The following is a 16489-nucleotide window of genomic DNA, read 5'->3' as shown; positions in this document are numbered from 1 at the left end:
AAAGAGGGCGCCGCCCGGGCGCCCTCGCGTCACATGAATCGCATCAGGCCTTCTTGGCCTGTCGTCCGAAGTAGTGGTTGTAGGCCATCTTGAAATCGACCGAGTAGTCGTTCTGCCACTGGCCCGCGCGTTCGGCAAAGGCGCGCTGCGAGTCGAGCACCTTCTTGAACATCGGGTTCTCGGCCGACTTCTTCGCGATGGTCTTGTCCCATGAGGCGAGCTGCGCGCGCAGCACCGCGTCGGGCGTCTTGTAGAACTTGATGCCGGCCTTCTTCAGTTCTTCATAGTCCTTCGAGTTGCGGTCGATGGCCTTCCAGCTCATGTCGGCGCTGGCCGCCTGCGTGGCGTACTCGATGATGGACTTGAGCTCGGGCGGCAGCGACTTCAGCTTGCTGCCGTTGAACAGAACCTCGAACTGCTCGCCGCTCTGGTGGAAGCTCTGCAGCATGCAGTTCTTCGCCACGTCGGGAAAGCCCAGCACGCGGTCGCTCGATGCGTTGTTGAACTCGGCCGCGTCGATCAGGCCGCGGTCCAGCGCCGGCACGATCTCGCCGCCGGGCAGCGGGTTCACGGCGGCGCCCATGTCGGTGAACACGTCCACCGCCAGGCCCACGGTGCGGAACTTCAGGCCCTTCATGTCCTCGGCCTTGGCCACCGGCTTCTTGAACCAGCCCAGCGGCTGCGTGGGCATGGGGCCGTAGAGGTAGGAGGCCACATCGAGGTTCAGGCCCTTGTAGATCTCGTCCATCAGCGCCTTGCCGCCGCCGTAGGTGTGCCAGGCCAGGATCATGTTGGCGTCCATGCCGTAGCCGGGGCCCGAGCCCCACAGCGCGAGCGCGGAGTTCTTGCCGTACCAGTACGCGACCACGCCGTGGCCGCCGTCGAGCGTGCCCTTGGCCACCGCGTCGAGCAGCTGGAAGGCCGGCACCACCGAGCCTGCGGGCAGCACCTCGATCTTCAGGCGGTTGCCCGCCATGTCGTTGACCTTCCTGGCGTAGTCCTGCGCGTACTCGTGGAAGATGTCTTTCGCGGGCCAGGTGCTCTGGAAGCGCAGCGAAGTGGTCTGGGCCATGCTGACCATCGGCACGGACATGGCACCGGCGGCCACGGCGGCGCCCTTGAGCAGCCCGCGGCGGCGGGGCAGTTTGCTGTCTGTCATTTGTCTCTCTCCAATTGGCTGTTCTGACTGGGGGAACCCAGGCTGCCGTCTTGGAGTTATGGTTTGACAGGCCCAAGCCGCCATCTTTGGCGCACAGGAACACGCAACAAACAGGGTTTTCACGAAGCGGTGAAAAATTCCGGTCATTGAAAACCCGCATTCCAAGGAAGAAAGCAAATGACTGATCCCGTCGAGAACAAGGGCTACGCCGGCGACGTGACTCCCGAGCAGGCCGCGCAATGGATGGCCGGCGGCGAGGCCGTGATGGTCGACGTGCGCACCGACGCCGAGCGCGAGTGGGTCGGCTACGTGCCCGGCGCCGTGCCGCTGGCCTGGAAGCAGTGGCCGGGCATGGCGATGAACCCGGCCTTCGACGACGGCGTGCGCGCGGCGGGTGAGGGCGGCAGGAAGCTCGTGATGCTGTGCCGCAGCGGCGTGCGCTCGGTCGCGGCTGCGAAGCGCGCGACCGAACTGGGCGTGGAGGCATACAACATCCTTGAAGGCTTCGAAGGCAATCCGGACGAGAACGGCCACCGTGGCTTGACCGGCGGCTGGCGCAAGCGCGGGCTGCCCTGGAAGCAGAACTAGGCGCAGGGCGGGCGCACACCGCGCCCCAGAAGCGGTGAGAGCGGTGAGGTAAACCCCGATGGTCGTGCGGACCACGCCCCAATACGATCGAGCTGATATGCACAATCGATTGTGCGATAGGCCCGACCCACTTTCTGCATTCCCTCTTCTCGTCTCCATGAAGCACGCATTGCTCGGCATCGACGTCGGAACCTACAGCAGCAAGGCCACCCTGACGACGCTCGACGGACGCATTCTCAACACCGCCACGATCCCCCACGACATCAGCCTGCCGCACCTCGGGCATGTGGAGCAGGACGCCGACAAGGTCTGGTGGCACGACGTCTGCGCGCTGTGCAAGAAGGTGATGGAAGGCACCGGCCTGAGCGGGCAGGACGTCGCCGCGCTTGCGGTGAGTGCGATCGGCCCCTGCGTGGTGCCGCTGGATGCGCAGATGCGCCCGCTGCGCCCCGCCATCCTGTACGGCGTGGATGTGCGCGCGCAGGCGGAGATCGCCGAGATCGAGGCAGAGTTCGGCGCCGCGGCCATTCGCGAGTTCTCGCTGATGGACCTCACCAGCCAGGCCATCGGGCCGAAGATCCGCTGGATTCGAAAGCATGAGCCCGATGTCTGGGCGGCAACCGCGCATCTGGCCACGGCCAGTTCCTACCTGGGCTTGCGCCTCACGGGCCAGCATCGCATCGACCGGCACACGGCCAGTCACTACATGCCCCTGTACAACCCCAAGACGGGCATGTGGGACAAGCGCTTCAATCGCGCATTCGTGCCGCTGGATGCACTGCCCCGGCCCGCCTGGTCCGACGAGATCGCCGGCGAGATCACCGCGCAGGCCGCGCAAGCCACCGGCCTGTCCGTGGGAACGCCGGTGGCCGTGGGCGCGGTCGACGCATTGAGCGAGGCGATCAGCGTGGGTGCGGTCGCCCCCGGCGACCTGATGGTGATGTATGGAAGCACCACCTTCTTTGTCCTGGTGCAGGACAAGCCGACGCCCGATCCGCGGGTCTGGACCGTGGCAGGTGCCTATGAAGGGCAATTCAATCTGGCCGCCGGCATGAGCACCACTGGCAGCCTGACGCGCTGGTTCAAGGACGAGCTTGCACGCGACCTCGCTGAGCCCGGTGGCTACGCCGAGCTTTTCGACGGCGCCGCCAATGTTGCGCCGGGCGCGGGCGGCCTGCTGGTGCTGCCGTATTTCAGCGGCGAGCGCACGCCCATCAACGACACGCGGGCCAGCGGCGTGATCGCGGGGCTGAGCCTGTCCCATTCCAGGGAGCAGCTTTTCAGGGCCGTGCTGGAAGGGGTGGGCTTCGGCGTGCGCCACAACCTTGAAGCCTTTGCCGACATCGGCGCGAAGGTCAATCGCGTGGTGGCCGTCGGCGGCGGCGCACAAGGCAATACCTGGCTGCAGATCGTCTCCGACATCGCGCAGGTGGAGCAGGAAGTGCCGGCCGTGACCGTCGGCGCGAGCTTCGGCAATGCTTTCCTGGCGGGCTGCGCGGCGGGCCTCGTGTCGCGCGGCGACATCGTCCGGTGGGTCCGGCCTGGTCGCCGCGTCGTGCCGGATCCTTCCCGGCGCGCGGTCTACGACAGCATGTACGCCCAGTACCGCAAGCTCTACGACGGCACCCGCGACGTGATGCATGCATTGAAATCCATCGCGGCGGGCCAGGCGGGTTCGAGGCCGCGGTAGCGGGTCGCCAGGGCTGCACCTCCAACGCTCGAAGGCTCTCCGTGGAAGATCCGTACCAGACCCGGCGCGATGCCGTGTTCGAGAGCGAGCTGGCGCGACGCGTCGAGCTGGGAATCGAGCCATCGGGTGGCATCAGCTGCTACACCCACGCAACGCCCTCGCCCCTGGAGCGATGGCACTACCACGACGACTATGAACTCCAGTTCGTCGTCCAGACCTCGGGGCGCACCTACGTCGGAAACCACGTCGGAGAGTTCAAGCCGGGGTCCATCGTCCTGATCGGTCCTCGCGTTCCGCACAACCTCGTCTCCCTCGATGCGCCTGCTACCGGAACGGGCGAGCGCAGCGTCGTGATCCATTTCCCGGGGGATCTGATGCCCAGGGCTGTGGAACTCTTCCCGGACCTGCATGACGTGGTGTCGCTGCTGGACCGCGACCGCTGCGGAGTCGAGTTCCTGGATGCGGGCCGTGGACTGCAAGATGGTTTTCGCCTGGTGCAAAACACATTCGGCGTTGCCCGCTTCAGCGCCCTGGCCGAATTGCTGCAATGCCTGGGGCGGTTGCCCAGGTTTCGATTGCTCTCCTCGACCTCGATCCCGGGCGCACGAGACGAGCGCAAGACCGTCCTGGACCGGCGGGTCAACAAAGTGCTCGAGCTTGTCTATCGAAACTATGCCGACAGCCTGTCATTGGCCGATGCCAGCCATTGCGCCGGTGTCGGCCTCAACGGCTTCTCGAGACTGTTCAAGAGGGCGACCGGAAGTACCTACACGGACTTCCTGATCAGCGTCCGGATCGCCAGGGCATGCGAGTTGCTGAGCAAGAAAGACCAGCAGGTGTCCAGCATCTGCTACCTGGTGGGCTTCAACAACATCTCCAATTTCAACCGGCACTTCCGGCGATTGAAGGGCATGACCCCGAGCGAATACCGGATGCACATGTCGGGCAGGTTCGGCAGCGCGCAGCGACTCAGGCTTCAACCAGCTCAGGGCGGATCTGGATGATCTCGGCGGGATCGAAGCTGCCCGAATCGATGATCTCGAAAGCCTTTCCGAGCAGGCCCGGGATGTCCTGCCGCACCATGAGCAATGGAAAGCTCAGGCAGGTCGCAAACGGATCCCAGTCGTAGCTGCCGATCGCGCATTGGCGGACCTCTTCGAGCGGGATGGTCTTGAGGAACCGCACCACGCCTTCCAGCGCGATGGTCGAGTTCACGAACAGCCCGCGCGGCAGGCCTCCCATGCGCTGGTAGAGCGCTCGCACCGATGCTTCCGCCTGGTCCGCTTCGTAGCCGCAGGCATCGATGTCCGCACAGTCCAGGCTGCCGAACGCTTCGGCGATGGCTTCGGAAAATCCTTCGATCCGCTGCACCGTGTTGTGCTCGCTCGGAATGCCGCCGACGAAACAGAAACGGTCGCGCCGCCTGGCACGCGGCGCCTTCGATCGCTCGATGAGCTTCGCCGTGAGTTCACGCGCGCCCCAACGATTGTCTGAAACGACCGAAGGCGCGAGCTTGCCCGGCAGGTCGACATTCAGGTGTGCAATGCCGTGGTGCGAGCAGATCCGGCTCACCGCATCGGGCGCGGAGGCGCCGGTCACCAGCAGGTATTCGATCTGGTAGGAGATCAGGGTGCGCGCCGTCTCTGCTTCCAGCTTCGGGTCGCGCAGCGTGCTGACCACGATGGGGTAGAGATGCCGCTCGCGCGCCAGCCGCTCGAAAGTCTGCGACATGGCGCTGAAGAAGCGGTTGTCGTGCATCGGAATGAGCATGCCGATCAGCCCGGAGCGTTTGCGCCGCAGGCCGCTGGCCTGCCGGTTGAGCGTGTATTTCAGGTCCTTCGCGAGTGCGAGGACGCGTGTCGCCGTTTCCTCGCCGATGCGCCGGCTCTTCCAGGTGCCATTGAGGATCGCGCTGACCGTGGATGCGGAAGTCTCGGCAAGCCGCGCCAGATCGTAGATGGTCGGTTCGCGACGGCTCATCGGTGCCGCCCGGCAGGGCGATCGCACGGCCCCCCGGCTGCGGGGTTGCAAGATCGGTTGGCGTCAGGCTTCCACTTCATCGATGGAAGTTTACGCGCCGGGTGCACAGCCGAGCCGAGCGAGCCCGCCGTGCCCGTGGGCAGGAAGCTCAGTTGTTCAACGGCGGAATCCGCAGCTTCTGACCCGGATAGATCTTGTCCGGATTGCTCAGCATCGGCTTGTTGGCTTCGAAGATCGCGTTGTACTTGTTGGGGTCGCCGTAGTACTTCTTCGAGATGGCCGAGAGCGTGTCGCCCTTCACCACGTCGTGGTACTGCGCGGGCGGCGCGGCCGGGGCGACGAGGTTGTTCTCCACGCTCGTCACGTTGGCCACGTTGCCGGCGGCCAGGGAGGCTTTCTCGCTGGCTTCCTGCGAGGGCGCCTGGCCCGCGAGCGTGACCACGCCGCTGCTGGCGGTGTACGTCACCTCCAGCCCGGTGAGGCCCAGGTTCTGGGTCTCGATGTAGGTCTTGATGGCGGCCGCGGCGGCAACGTTCGCGTCCGGCGTGGCGGCCTGTGCCGACGAGCCGCCGAACAGTTTTTCTCCCGCTTCCTTGATGAAACTGAGCAAACCCATGGTTCTCTCCTTGTGGCTGGTTGGTGGATGGGAACGGACGATGGTGAAGCGGAACGCGCAGGCCCGGCGTAGGTCCATGCCGCGTATGCGACGCACGCGCCAGCAAGCCTGGACACAAAGTCGCAATAATCCGGCGCATGGCATCCCCCTTCCTCGCTATCGACATCGGCAACACCCGCCTCAAGTGGGCGCTCTACGATGCGGCCCGCCCCGGCGCCGTGTTGCAGGCGCAGGGCGCGGAATTCCTGGACCACATCGAGCGGCTGGCCGACGGCCCGTGGGCCGACCTGCCCGCGCCCGGCGCCATGCTGGGCTGCGTGGTGGCCGGCGACGCGGTGCGCCGCCGCGCCGAGGAGCAGATCGTCGAGCGCTTCGACTGCACGCCGCGCTGGGTCATGCCGAGCGCCGGCGAGGCCGGCATCGTCAACGGCTACGACCACCCGACCCGCCTGGGCGCCGACCGCTTCGTGGCGATGATCGGCGCGCGCCACCGCATGCTGGCCGAGCAGCCGGGCGAGCCGCCGCGGCCGATGGTGGTGGTGCTGATCGGCACGGCCGTGACGGTCGAGGCGATCGATGCCGAAGGCAAGTTCCTCGGCGGCCTGATCCTGCCGGGCCACGGCATCATGCTGCGCGCGCTGGAGTCGGGCACGGCCGGGCTGCATGTGCCGACCGGCGAAGTGCGCGAATTCCCCACCAACACCAGCGATGCGCTCACCAGCGGCGGCACCTACGCCATCGCCGGCGCCGTCGAGCGGATGGTGCAGCACGTGCGCTCGCACTGCGGCGCCGAGCCGGCCTGCTACATGACCGGCGGCGCGGGCTGGAAGATGGCGCCCGTCATGAACGGGCATTTCGAGCTGGTCGAGAGCCTGATCATGGACGGGCTGCTGGTCATCGCTGAAGCGCGAGGCTGAGCCTCATCGGGCTCAGCGGCGCATCAGCGCCTCGCCCATCGCCTGGAACGCGGGCAGCGTGAGCGGGTCGTTCGCGCCATTGGCCGCCACCGGGTGCGCCGCATAGCGCACGATGACCATCTCGGCCTTCGGGTCCACATAGATGCTCTGGCCGTGGATGCCGCGCGCCATGTACGCGCCGTGCGGGTTGTGCGAGACCCACCACATGTCGCGGTACGACCAGCCCTGCAGCAGCGGGTAGCCGGCCTTGGCGAACTTGGCCGGGTCGCCGCCGCGGCGGATGTCTTCCACCACCGCCTTCGGAATGGCCTGCTGGCCGTTGGACGCGCGGCCGTCGTTGCGCATGGTCTCGCCGAAGCGGGCCAGGTCGCGCAGCACGGTGTTCAGGCCGCCGCCGCCCGACTCGGTGCCGATGCGGTCGACCATGAAGTACGCGTCCTGCTCGGCACCGATGCGGCGCCAGATCTTCTCGCTCAGCAGGTCGGCCAGCGACTGGTTGCTGGCGCGGCGCACGATCCAGGCCAGCACCTCGGCGTTGACGGTCTTGTAGGCGAAGGCGTCGCCGTGCTCGCCTTCCTTCTTCAGCGTGACCAGGAATTCGTAGAACGACTTCGGTCCGGTGTAGTTCTGGCCCTGGGTGAGCATGCCGCCGGCGCGGGCGTAGTCCCAGATCTCGGCCTTGGGATCGGCGTAGTTCTCGGAGTAGTGCACGCCCACGGTCATGTCCATCACCTGGCGCACGGTGGCGTCGCCGTATGCCGTGTCTTTCAGCTCGGGGATGTATTTGGTGACGGGCGCGGCCGGGTCGAGCTTGCCTTCGTCCGCGAGGATGGCGGCCAGCGTGCCCACGAAGGACTTGGTGACCGACATCGCGATGTGCGGGCGCTCGGGCGTGAGCGCGCCGAAGTACTTTTCGTAGACCACCTTGCCGCGGTGCATCACGAGGATGCCGTCGGTGTAGGTGCCGGAGATCATCTGGGCGAAGTTGAGCGTCTGGTCGCTGCCCAGGGGTTTGAAAGTGACGGCCTCGATCTGTACCGGCGAGGTGCCCGACGGCAGCGGGCTGGCCGCACCGGCGCCGCGCCACACGTTGGCGGTGGGCACCGTCTCGCGCACGTGCGAGAAGCTCCAGCGAGTGCGCGGAAACACGCCGCCGGCCGGGTTGTCGAAGGTGATGAGCTTGTCGGGAGTGGGCGGAAAGCCCTTCATCCAGCCCAGCGCATCGACCGAGGTGGCCGCAGGGTCCGGCAGCGCGGCGGGCGTGGGTGTCTGGGCGGAAGAGGTGTTCACGGCGAGCAGGGTGAAGGCGGCGGCAAGCGCCGTGCGAATGAAGACGGACATGTTGTTGTTCTGGATGAAGAAGGGGATCAACGGCCGCTGAAGCGCGCGGGACGGCGTTCGACGAAAGAGCGCACGCCTTCGGCCGCGTCCTCGCTGTTCGACAGGCGCTTCTGCGTCTCGATGAATTCCGACACCGCCGCCAGCGGGCCCTGCTCCACCGCCTTGATCACGTTGAGCCGCGTGGCCACCACCGCCAGCGGCGCCTGCGCCGCGATGCGTTGCGCGATGGCCAGTGCCGTGTCGAGCTCCTGCCCGGCCGGCACCACCTTCTGCACGAAGTTGAGGCGATAGGCCTCGGCGCTGTCGAACTCGTCCGCCGTGAGCAGGTGCAGCATCGCGTTGCCCACGCCCGCGCGCTCGGCCATGCGCAGCGTGGCGCCGCCCGTGGCCATGATGCCGCGCTGCACTTCCATCTGCGAGAAGCGGCAGTTGTCGGCCGCCACCACGATGTCCGCGCCCAGCATCAGCTCGATGCCCACCGTGAAGCAGATGCCCTTGACGGCCACCACCATCGGCTTGGTGCGGCGGCGGTAGTCGGGCAGGCCGAAGTCGTGCGGCTCCACGAGGCCGGCGGGAATGGCCTTCTCGCCACGCTTCATGTACTCGGTGACCGCAGGCAGGTCGAGGCCCGCCGTGAAATGGTCGCCGAAGGCATGCAGCACGCCCACGCGCAGGTTCGGATCGTCGTCGAGCCGGGTGTAGGCCTCGGCCAGCTGCCTGAACATCGGCGGCGTCCAGCCGTTGCGCTTGGCGGGGCGGTTGATGCCGATCAGCAGCACGTGGTCGAGCACCTGGGTGTCGATGCAGCCTTCTGTCGGCGGGGTGGTGGGGGTTGCAGTCATCGGTCTTGTCTCCGTGTTGTTGTTATGGCTGCGCGGCTCAGTACGTGTACACGCCGCGGCCGGTCTTGCGGCCGAGCTGGCCCGCCGCGACCATTTCCTTGAGCAGCGGGCAGGGGCGGTACTTGGAATCGCCGAACTGCTCGAGGTAGACCTCCATCACGGCCAGGCACACGTCCAGGCCGATCATGTCGGCCAGCGCCAGCGGGCCGATGGGCTGGTTGCAGCCCAGCTTCATGCCGGCGTCGATGTCTTCCGCCGTGGCGATGCCTTCGGCCAGCACGAAGAAAGCCTCGTTGATCATCGGCACCAGGATGCGGTTGACCACGAAGCCCGGCGCGTTCTTCACCGTGATCGGCGACTTGCCCAGGCGCTCGGCCAGTTCCTTCACCGTGTCGTGCGTGGCGTCGCTCGTGAGGTAGCCGCGGATCAGCTCCACCAGCGCCATCATCGGCACCGGGTTGAAGAAGTGCATGCCGATGAAGCGGTCGGGGCGCGAGGTGGCGGCGGCCAGCTGCGTGATCGAGATCGACGAGGTGTTCGAGGCGATGATGACTTCGGGCGCCAGCATCTCGTCGACCTGCTTGAGGATCTTGAGCTTGAGCGCGTGGTTCTCGGTGGCGGCTTCGATGACCAGCTGCGCGCTCTTCAGGTCTTCGTAGTTGGTGGAGCCCTGGATGAGCGCCAGCGCGGCGGTCTTCTGCTCGGTGGTGAGCTTTTCTTTCTTGATGAGGCGGTCGAGGCTGCCCGACACCGTGGCCAGGCCCTTGTCGACCGCCGCCTGGGCGATGTCGACCATCACCACCTTCACGCCGGCCACCGCGCAGGCCTGCGCGATGCCGTTGCCCATCGTTCCGGCGCCGATGATGCCGACAGTCTGGATAGCCATGAGAGAACTCCTTGAAGAAACAAAAAAGGGGGTGCACGGGGCGGGCGCCGCGGCAGGAACATCGATTGTGAATCAGCCCTGGAGTCCCGCCGTTGCCGCGTGTGACACCTGCGCCGCGCGGGTGGCTTACAGTGCTGCGGTTGCTTTTTTCCCTCTTTTTCCGATCCCCGACCATGACCACCCTCGGCACCCCCCTTTCCCCCTCCGCCACCCGCGTGATGCTGCTCGGCTCCGGTGAACTCGGCAAGGAGGTGCTGATCGCCCTGCAGCGCCTCGGCGTCGAGACTATCGCCGTCGACCGCTACGAGAACGCCCCCGGCCAGCAGGTGGCCCACCATGCCCGCACCATCACCATGAGCGACCCCGAGCAGCTGAAAGCGCTGATCGAGGCCGAGAAGCCCACGCTGGTGGTGCCGGAGATCGAGGCCATCGCCACGCCCATGCTGCAGCAGCTCGAAGATGCGGGCGTGGTGCGCGTCATTCCCACCGCCCGCGCCGCCCGCCTGACGATGGACCGCGAAGGCATCCGCCGCCTGGCCGCCGAGACGCTGGGCGTGCCCACCAGCCCCTACAAGTTCTGCGACTCGCTGGCCGAGCTGCAGGCGGCCATCGACGAGGGCATTGGCTACCCCTGCATCGTCAAGCCCGTGATGAGCAGCTCCGGCAAGGGCCAGAGCAAGATCGACGCCCCCGCCGACGTGCAGAAGGCCTGGGACTACGCCATGGCCGGCGGCCGCGTGAGCCATGGCCGTGTGATCGTCGAAGGCTTCATCGACTTCGACTACGAGATCACCCTGCTGACCGTGCGCGCCAAGGACGCCGCCGGCGCCGTGGAAACGAAGTTCTGCGACCCCATCGGCCACGTGCAGGTGAGCGGCGACTACGTCGAGAGCTGGCAGCCGCACCCCATGGCCCCCGCCGCGCTGCAGAAGGCGCAGCAGATCGCGCAGGCCGTCACGGCCGACCTGGGTGGCCAGGGCCTCTTCGGCGTCGAGCTGTTCGTGAAGGGCGACGAGGTCTGGTTCAGCGAGGTGAGCCCGCGCCCGCACGACACCGGCATGGTCACCATGGCCACGCAGTGGCAGAACGAATTCGAGCTGCATGCGCGCGCCATCCTCGGCCTGCCGGTGGACACTTCGCTCAAGAGCCCTGGCGCCAGCGCGGTGATCTACGGTGGCGTGGATGCCACCGGCATCGCCTTCGACGGCGTGGCCGAAGCATTGCAGGTGCCCGGCAGCGACATCCGCCTGTTCGGCAAGCCGGAGAGCTTCACCAAGCGCCGCATGGGCGTGGCGCTGGTGCACGCGGGCGACACCGACACGGCCCGCAAGCTCGCCAAGGAAGCCGCCTCGCGCGTGAAGCCACGCAAGGCGTAGCCAGTTTCCGCAAGCCGCGCCGCGAGGGCGCGGGCATGGTGCGGGGCTTGCCGGGCCCGGTCGGGATGGGGCTGCGGGTGCGTGCGGATACCGCGCGGACCCGTTGCCTTCCACACTGGACGCTCGCAACGATCCACCGGAGACACCATGCTGCATCCCCAGGCTCGCGCCTTGCTCGACTTCATCGAGGCGCGCGGCATTCCGCCGACGCACACCCTCTCGCCTGCCGACGCGCGTGCCTTCTACCGCGATCGCCGCACCGCCACCCAGCCGCTGCCGGCTGAAGTGGCCGAAGTGCGTGACCTCGCGGCGGACGGCCCGCACGGCACCATCCCGGTGCGCCTGTACCGGCCGCTGGGTTCGGGCGCCGGCCCGCTGCCGGTGCTGGTGTACTACCACGGCGGCGGCTGGGTCATCGGCGACCTCGACACGCACGACGTGCTGTGCCGTGAACTGGCCAACGGTGCCGGCTGCGCGGTGGTCGCGGTCGACTACCGCATGGCGCCGGAGCACCGCTTCCCCGCCGCCTTCGACGACGCGCTGGCCGCCACCCGCTGGGTGCGCCGCGAGGCCGCGACGCTGGGGCTCGATGCGAGCCGCCTGGCCGTAGGCGGCGACAGCGCGGGGGGCAACCTCGCGGCCGTGGTGGCCATCGCCGCGCGCGATGCGGGCAAAGCGGGTGAATTGCCCATCGCCTTCCAGCTGCTGATCTACCCGGCCACCGACATGCGCCGCGTGCACCCCTCGCACCAGAGCAACGGGCAGGGCTATCTGCTGACCAGCGACACCATGAGCTACTTCCACGACCACTACATCACCGACCCGGCGCACGACCTCGACTGGCGCGCCTCGCCGCTGCTGCACTCCGACCTGTCGAAGCTGCCGCCGGCCCTGGTGATCACCGCCGGCTACGACCCGCTGCGTGACGAGGGTGCCGCGTATGCCGATGCGCTCACCGCGGCCGGCAACCGCGCGGTGTACGTGTGCTTCGAGCGCCAGATCCATGGCTTCGTGCCGATGGGCAAGGTGCTCGACGAGGCCAACACCGCAGTGGCGCTGTGCGCGGCCGAACTGCGCCGCGCCTTTGCCGCGGCCTAGGGAAAGTCCCCGCGCAAATCGATGCCTCGCAGACGGCCCGCGCCGCTACGATCCAGCCAACAAAGACGCCACCACAGAGTGGCAGTCCACCGATGCAGGAGACAAACACCATGCAGCGAACGAGGACGACGCCGCCAACGCACACCAGCTTGAGCGGCGCCGCACGGCAGGGCGAGCGCCTGATGTGGCTCACGCCGCACCGCGTGTTCTATGCCGGCCTGCTCGGCGCCGCCGCCGAGCGCACGATGGGCGGGCACGGCATGTACGTGTCGCCCGCCGGCGCGCCGCCGAACCGCATCCGCGTGGGTGGTGGCGCGTGGCTCACCGGTGAATTCATCGTCGTGCCGCCGCACGTGCCGCACCAGGTGGAGAGCGCGCATCCGCTGATCTTCAACCTGCTGGTCGAGTCGGAGTCGGTCGACCCCGCGCGCCTGCCGGCGTTCATGCAGCACTGCGGCCCGGTCGATGCGCCGGCCTTCGTGCAGCGCGTGCGCGACGCCCATGCCCACCTGCTGGCGGCTTCGGCGCGCGGCATGAACTTCGAGGGCTTCGACTTCGACGCGCTGTTCTTCGGCGAGGCGCTGGCGCCGCGCGCGCTCGATGCGCGCATACGCAAGGTGGCCGACGCCATCAACGCGGACCCCGCCGCGGCGATGTCGGCCGAAGAGTGCGCGGCCTCGGTGCACCTGTCGTTCTCGCGCTTCCTGCACCTGTTCAAGCAGGAGACCGGCATGGCCTTTCGCGCATTCCGCGCCTGGAAGCGCGCGCGCAGCCTGCTGCGCTACGTCCAGCAGGGCAGCACGCTCACCGACATCGCACTCGACACGGGCTACCCCGACTCCACCCACTTCAGCCATTCGATCCGCCAGGTCTACGGCCTCAAGCCCAGCGACATCGTGGCCGGTTCGCGCCGCCTCGCGCTGCACGACCTGGCCGGCGGCTTCCGGCAGTAGGGCAGGCGGCGGGCATGCAGATCCTTCAACTGCTGCTGTCGGGCATTGCGCAAGGCTGCATCTACGGCCTGATCGCGCTGGGCTTCGTGCTGATCTACAAGGCAACGGAGACGGTGAGCTTCGCGCAGGGCGACCTGATGATGCTCGGCGCCTTCGGTGCGTTCGCGGGCATGTCGCTGTTCGGCATGCCGTTCTGGCTCGCGGCCATCCTCGCGGTTGTGGCGATGGCGGCCTTCGGCGTGCTGCTGGAGCTGGTGGTGATCCGGCCCATCCTGGGGCAGCCGCAGTTCTCCATCGTCATGCTGACCATCGGCATCGCCTACGTGGCGCGCGGCGTCATCACCATGGTGCCGGGCATCGGCACCGAGACACACACGCTGGCCGTGCCCTACAAGGATCAGATCTGGAAGCTGGGCGAACTGGTGGTCAACCTGGAGCAGCTGGCGATCATCATCGCCACCGCCGTGCTGTGCGGGCTGCTGTTCGCGATGTTCCGCTACAGCAAGCTCGGCATCGCGATGCAGGCCTCGTCGCAGAACCAGCTGGCGGCCTACTACATGGGCATTCCGGTGAAGCGGCTCAACGGACTGGTGTGGGGGCTTGCGGCGGCGGTCGCGGCCATCGCGGGCATGCTGCTCGCGCCCATCACCTTCGTGCACGCCAACATGGGCTTCATCGGGCTCAAGGCCTTTCCGGCGGCGGTGGTGGGCGGCTTCGGCAGCCTGCCGGGAGCGATCGTCGGCGGGCTGGTCATCGGCATCGTCGAGTCGTTCGCGGGCTTCTACCTGCCCGACGGTTTCAAGGACACGGCGCCGTACATCGTGGTGCTGCTGATGCTGATGATCAAGCCCAACGGCCTGTTCGGCGAAAAGCTCCGCAAGAAGGTCTAAAAGAAATGCGCCCCCACGCTCGTCACTTCGTGTACTCGCTGCCCCCCGAGGGGGGGCAGGTCCGCCTTGGGGCGGCCCGGCGGCGGACCTGAACCATGCGCTTCATCTTCAAAACGAGTTACGACCAGGACATCCGCCTTGCGCGGCACGGCGGCCATGTGTTCTGGTACGGCCTGCTCGTTGCGTTCCTCATCGCCGCGCCGTGGGTCATCGACGAGTACTGGCTCGCGCAGCTGACCTTCGTGCTGATCTACGGCATCGTCGGCCTGGGGCTGATGCTGCTGGCCGGGTTCACGGGGCAGTTCTCCATCGGGCATGCGGCGTTCCTGGGCGCTGGGGCCTACACGCAGGGCGTGCTGACGAACCTGGGCGTACCGTTTCCGCTGGCGCTGGTGGCTGCCGCAGGGCTGTCGGCGGCCGTGGGCGTCGTGGTCGCGTTGCCGGCGTTGCGCGTGAAGGGCATCTACCTGGGCATCGCGACGCTGTCCTTCGGCTTCATCGTGGAAGAAGTGTTCGCGCGGTGGGAGAGCGTGACGGGCGGCAACGCGGGGCTGCACGTGAAGTCGCCGCAGCTCTTCGGCTGGTCGCTGGGCTCGGGCGACGGTTTCTACTTTCTGTGCCTGGTGGTGGCGGTGCTGGCCACGCTCGGCATCCTGAACCTGCTGCGCTCGCCGACGGGCCGTGCCTTCGTCGCCATCCGCGATTCGGAAATTTCGGCGCAGAGCATGGGCATTCACCTGGCGCGCTACAAGACGATGTCGTTCGCGATCTCGGCCGCGCTCGCGGGGCTGGGCGGCGCGCTGTATGCGCACAAGCTGAGCTTCATTTCGCCCGACCAGTTCAGCATCCTGCAGTCGATCGACCTGCTGTTGATGGTGGTGATCGGCGGGCTCGGCTCGGTGCACGGCGCGTTCCTGGGCGCGATCTTCCTGATAGCGATGCCTCAGCTGATTTCGATCGGCAAGGACTGGCTGCCCGAAGCCATCGGGCAGGCGCCTGGCTTGCAGGGACTGGTTTACGGCGTGGTGCTGATCGCCTTCGTGCTGTTCGAGCCGCTGGGGCTGTACGGGCGCTGGCTCAAGGTGCGCACATGGCTGCAGCTCTTTCCGTTCTACCGCAAGGGGTTGTTCAAGCGGCAGAAGTCGTTCACCAAGTCGGACCGATTGAGATGAGCAGCGGCGACATTCTTCTTTCCGCAAAGGACCTGAGCGTGCGCTTCGGCGGCGTGCTGGCGGTCAACAAGGTGAGCTTCGACGTGCGGCGCGGCGAGGTGTTCACGCTGATCGGCCCGAACGGTGCGGGCAAGACGACGGTGTTCAACCTGATCAGCCGCATCTACACGCCGACCACGGGCGAGATCACGTGGCATGGCGAGGCGGGCGGCTCGTTGGCGCTGACGCAGCAGGCGCCGCATGCGATTGCGGCGCTGGGCATTGCGCGTACCTTCCAGAACATCGAGCTGTTCGAGCATGCGACGGTGTTGCACAACCTGCTGATCGGCCGTCACACGCACCGGCAGACGGGGTTCTGGAGCGAGGTGTTCTTCACGCCCGCGACGCGGCGTGCGGAGATTGCCGCGCGCGAGAAGGCAGAGCAGGTGATCGAGCTGCTGGACCTGCAGCACCATCGCGATTCGATGGTGGCGGGGTTGCCCTATGGCGTTCGCAAGGTCGTCGAGCTTGCGCGTGCCTTGTGCACGGAGCCCAAGCTGCTGCTGCTCGACGAGCCGTCGTCGGGTCTCAATGTGGAAGAGACGGCGGACATGGCGTTCTGGATCCAGGACATCCAGCATGAGCTGGGTGTGTCGGTGCTGATGGTCGAGCACGACATGTCGCTTGTTTCCAAAGTGTCCGACCGGGTGCTTGCGATGAACCAAGGGGAGGTGCTGGCTACAGGAACTCCCGGTGAGGTGCAGGCGGATCCGCGTGTTGTCGAGGCTTACCTTGGGACTGTGGATGACGTGAGCAGCTTGAGGAGGGTGGCGGCGTGAATGCTTCGTTCGTTGCCTCTTTGGGGACGCCCGGTATGCGGTGCGGGGCGGGCGCCCCCACTATGCCGGCCCTTCGGGCTCCCTTCCGGTGCTCGCTTTCCGCGGGGTCCCGCCCAAACTCGCTTCGCTCAAACAAGGGCGGGTCCTTATCCGCGGAAAGCTG

16 protein-coding genes are annotated in these 16489 nt (G+C 67.1%); 10 read left to right on the top strand and 6 right to left on the bottom strand.

Features of this window, described 5'->3' with window-relative positions:
• Positions 1-43: 43 nt before the first annotated feature.
• On the bottom strand, positions 44-1159 hold the full coding sequence (locus tag ACWV14_RS29760) for a TRAP transporter substrate-binding protein (protein WP_454905336.1): 1116 nt from the start codon (positions 1157-1159) through the stop codon (positions 44-46).
• Between the two features lie 177 nt (positions 1160-1336).
• Between ACWV14_RS29760 and ACWV14_RS29755 the strand changes: the two genes are divergently transcribed.
• The 3 genes from ACWV14_RS29755 to ACWV14_RS29745 all read left to right on the top strand — a co-directional run bounded on the left by ACWV14_RS29755 (position 1337) and on the right by ACWV14_RS29745 (position 4441).
• Complete coding sequence (locus ACWV14_RS29755; protein ID WP_454905334.1) at positions 1337-1747, top strand: rhodanese-like domain-containing protein; 411 nt, start codon at positions 1337-1339, stop codon at positions 1745-1747.
• Positions 1748-1904: 157 nt separating this feature from the next.
• Entirely contained in the window at positions 1905-3437 is a 1533-nt protein-coding gene (locus ACWV14_RS29750) for an FGGY-family carbohydrate kinase (protein WP_454905332.1), read from the top strand.
• Between the two features lie 41 nt (positions 3438-3478).
• Entirely contained in the window at positions 3479-4441 is a 963-nt protein-coding gene (locus ACWV14_RS29745; RefSeq protein ID WP_454905330.1) for a helix-turn-helix domain-containing protein, read from the top strand.
• Here ACWV14_RS29745 and ACWV14_RS29740 read toward each other — a convergent pair.
• Entirely contained in the window at positions 4407-5417 is a 1011-nt protein-coding gene (locus tag ACWV14_RS29740) for a LacI family DNA-binding transcriptional regulator (RefSeq protein WP_454905328.1), read from the bottom strand. The genes ACWV14_RS29745 and ACWV14_RS29740 overlap by 35 nt on opposite strands.
• Positions 5418-5565: 148 nt before the next feature.
• Positions 5566-6033 (bottom strand): peptidoglycan-binding protein LysM, encoded by a 468-nt coding sequence (gene lysM, locus ACWV14_RS29735; RefSeq protein WP_422084673.1) that lies wholly within the window; start codon positions 6031-6033, stop codon positions 5566-5568.
• Positions 6034-6170: 137 nt separating this feature from the next.
• On the opposite strand from lysM, the gene ACWV14_RS29730 reads away from it, so the two are divergent.
• Positions 6171-6950, top strand: coding sequence for a type III pantothenate kinase (locus ACWV14_RS29730; protein ID WP_081270411.1), 780 nt, complete (start codon positions 6171-6173; stop codon positions 6948-6950).
• A 12-nt stretch (positions 6951-6962) separates the two neighbouring features.
• Here ACWV14_RS29730 and ACWV14_RS29725 read toward each other — a convergent pair whose 3' ends face one another.
• From ACWV14_RS29725 to ACWV14_RS29715, 3 genes are read right to left on the bottom strand one after another with little or no spacing between them, the layout of a single operon-like run.
• On the bottom strand, positions 6963-8291 hold the full coding sequence (locus ACWV14_RS29725; RefSeq protein WP_454905326.1) for a serine hydrolase domain-containing protein: 1329 nt from the start codon (positions 8289-8291) through the stop codon (positions 6963-6965).
• 26 nt (positions 8292-8317) lie between these two features.
• The gene (locus ACWV14_RS29720) at positions 8318-9133 is read right to left on the bottom strand and encodes a crotonase/enoyl-CoA hydratase family protein (RefSeq protein ID WP_454905324.1); all 816 of its coding nucleotides are present in this window, start codon (positions 9131-9133) and stop codon (positions 8318-8320) included.
• A gap of 37 nt (positions 9134-9170) precedes the next feature.
• The gene (locus ACWV14_RS29715) at positions 9171-10019 is read right to left on the bottom strand and encodes a 3-hydroxybutyryl-CoA dehydrogenase (RefSeq protein ID WP_285415083.1); all 849 of its coding nucleotides are present in this window, start codon (positions 10017-10019) and stop codon (positions 9171-9173) included.
• Positions 10020-10192: 173 nt separating this feature from the next.
• Here ACWV14_RS29715 and purT point away from each other — a divergent pair, with 173 nt between their 5' ends.
• The 6 genes from purT (at position 10193) to ACWV14_RS29685 (ending at position 16326) form a co-directional block, all read left to right on the top strand.
• The gene (gene purT / locus ACWV14_RS29710) at positions 10193-11395 is read left to right on the top strand and encodes a formate-dependent phosphoribosylglycinamide formyltransferase (RefSeq protein WP_454905322.1); all 1203 of its coding nucleotides are present in this window, start codon (positions 10193-10195) and stop codon (positions 11393-11395) included.
• Positions 11396-11542: 147 nt separating this feature from the next.
• A complete protein-coding gene (locus tag ACWV14_RS29705) occupies positions 11543-12493 on the top strand; it encodes an alpha/beta hydrolase (protein WP_454905320.1) in 951 nt (316 codons plus the stop codon).
• A gap of 110 nt (positions 12494-12603) precedes the next feature.
• Positions 12604-13446 carry a helix-turn-helix domain-containing protein gene (locus tag ACWV14_RS29700; protein WP_454905318.1) on the top strand — a complete coding sequence of 281 codons (843 nt, stop codon included), beginning with the start codon at positions 12604-12606 and terminating at the stop codon, positions 13444-13446.
• A gap of 14 nt (positions 13447-13460) precedes the next feature.
• Complete coding sequence (locus ACWV14_RS29695; protein ID WP_081270406.1) at positions 13461-14336, top strand: branched-chain amino acid ABC transporter permease; 876 nt, start codon at positions 13461-13463, stop codon at positions 14334-14336.
• 95 nt (positions 14337-14431) lie between these two features.
• Positions 14432-15508, top strand: a complete 1077-nt coding sequence (locus tag ACWV14_RS29690) for a branched-chain amino acid ABC transporter permease (protein WP_454905315.1) — start codon at positions 14432-14434, stop codon at positions 15506-15508.
• Positions 15505-16326 (top strand): ABC transporter ATP-binding protein, encoded by an 822-nt coding sequence (locus tag ACWV14_RS29685; RefSeq protein ID WP_454905313.1) that lies wholly within the window; start codon positions 15505-15507, stop codon positions 16324-16326. The genes ACWV14_RS29690 and ACWV14_RS29685 overlap by 4 nt, the downstream gene beginning before the upstream one ends.
• Positions 16327-16489 lie beyond the last annotated feature (163 nt).

This window comes from Variovorax durovernensis, from assembly GCF_977011995.1.
Note: the sequence above shows the minus strand (reverse complement) of the source record. Positions and strands in the feature narration are given on the sequence as shown.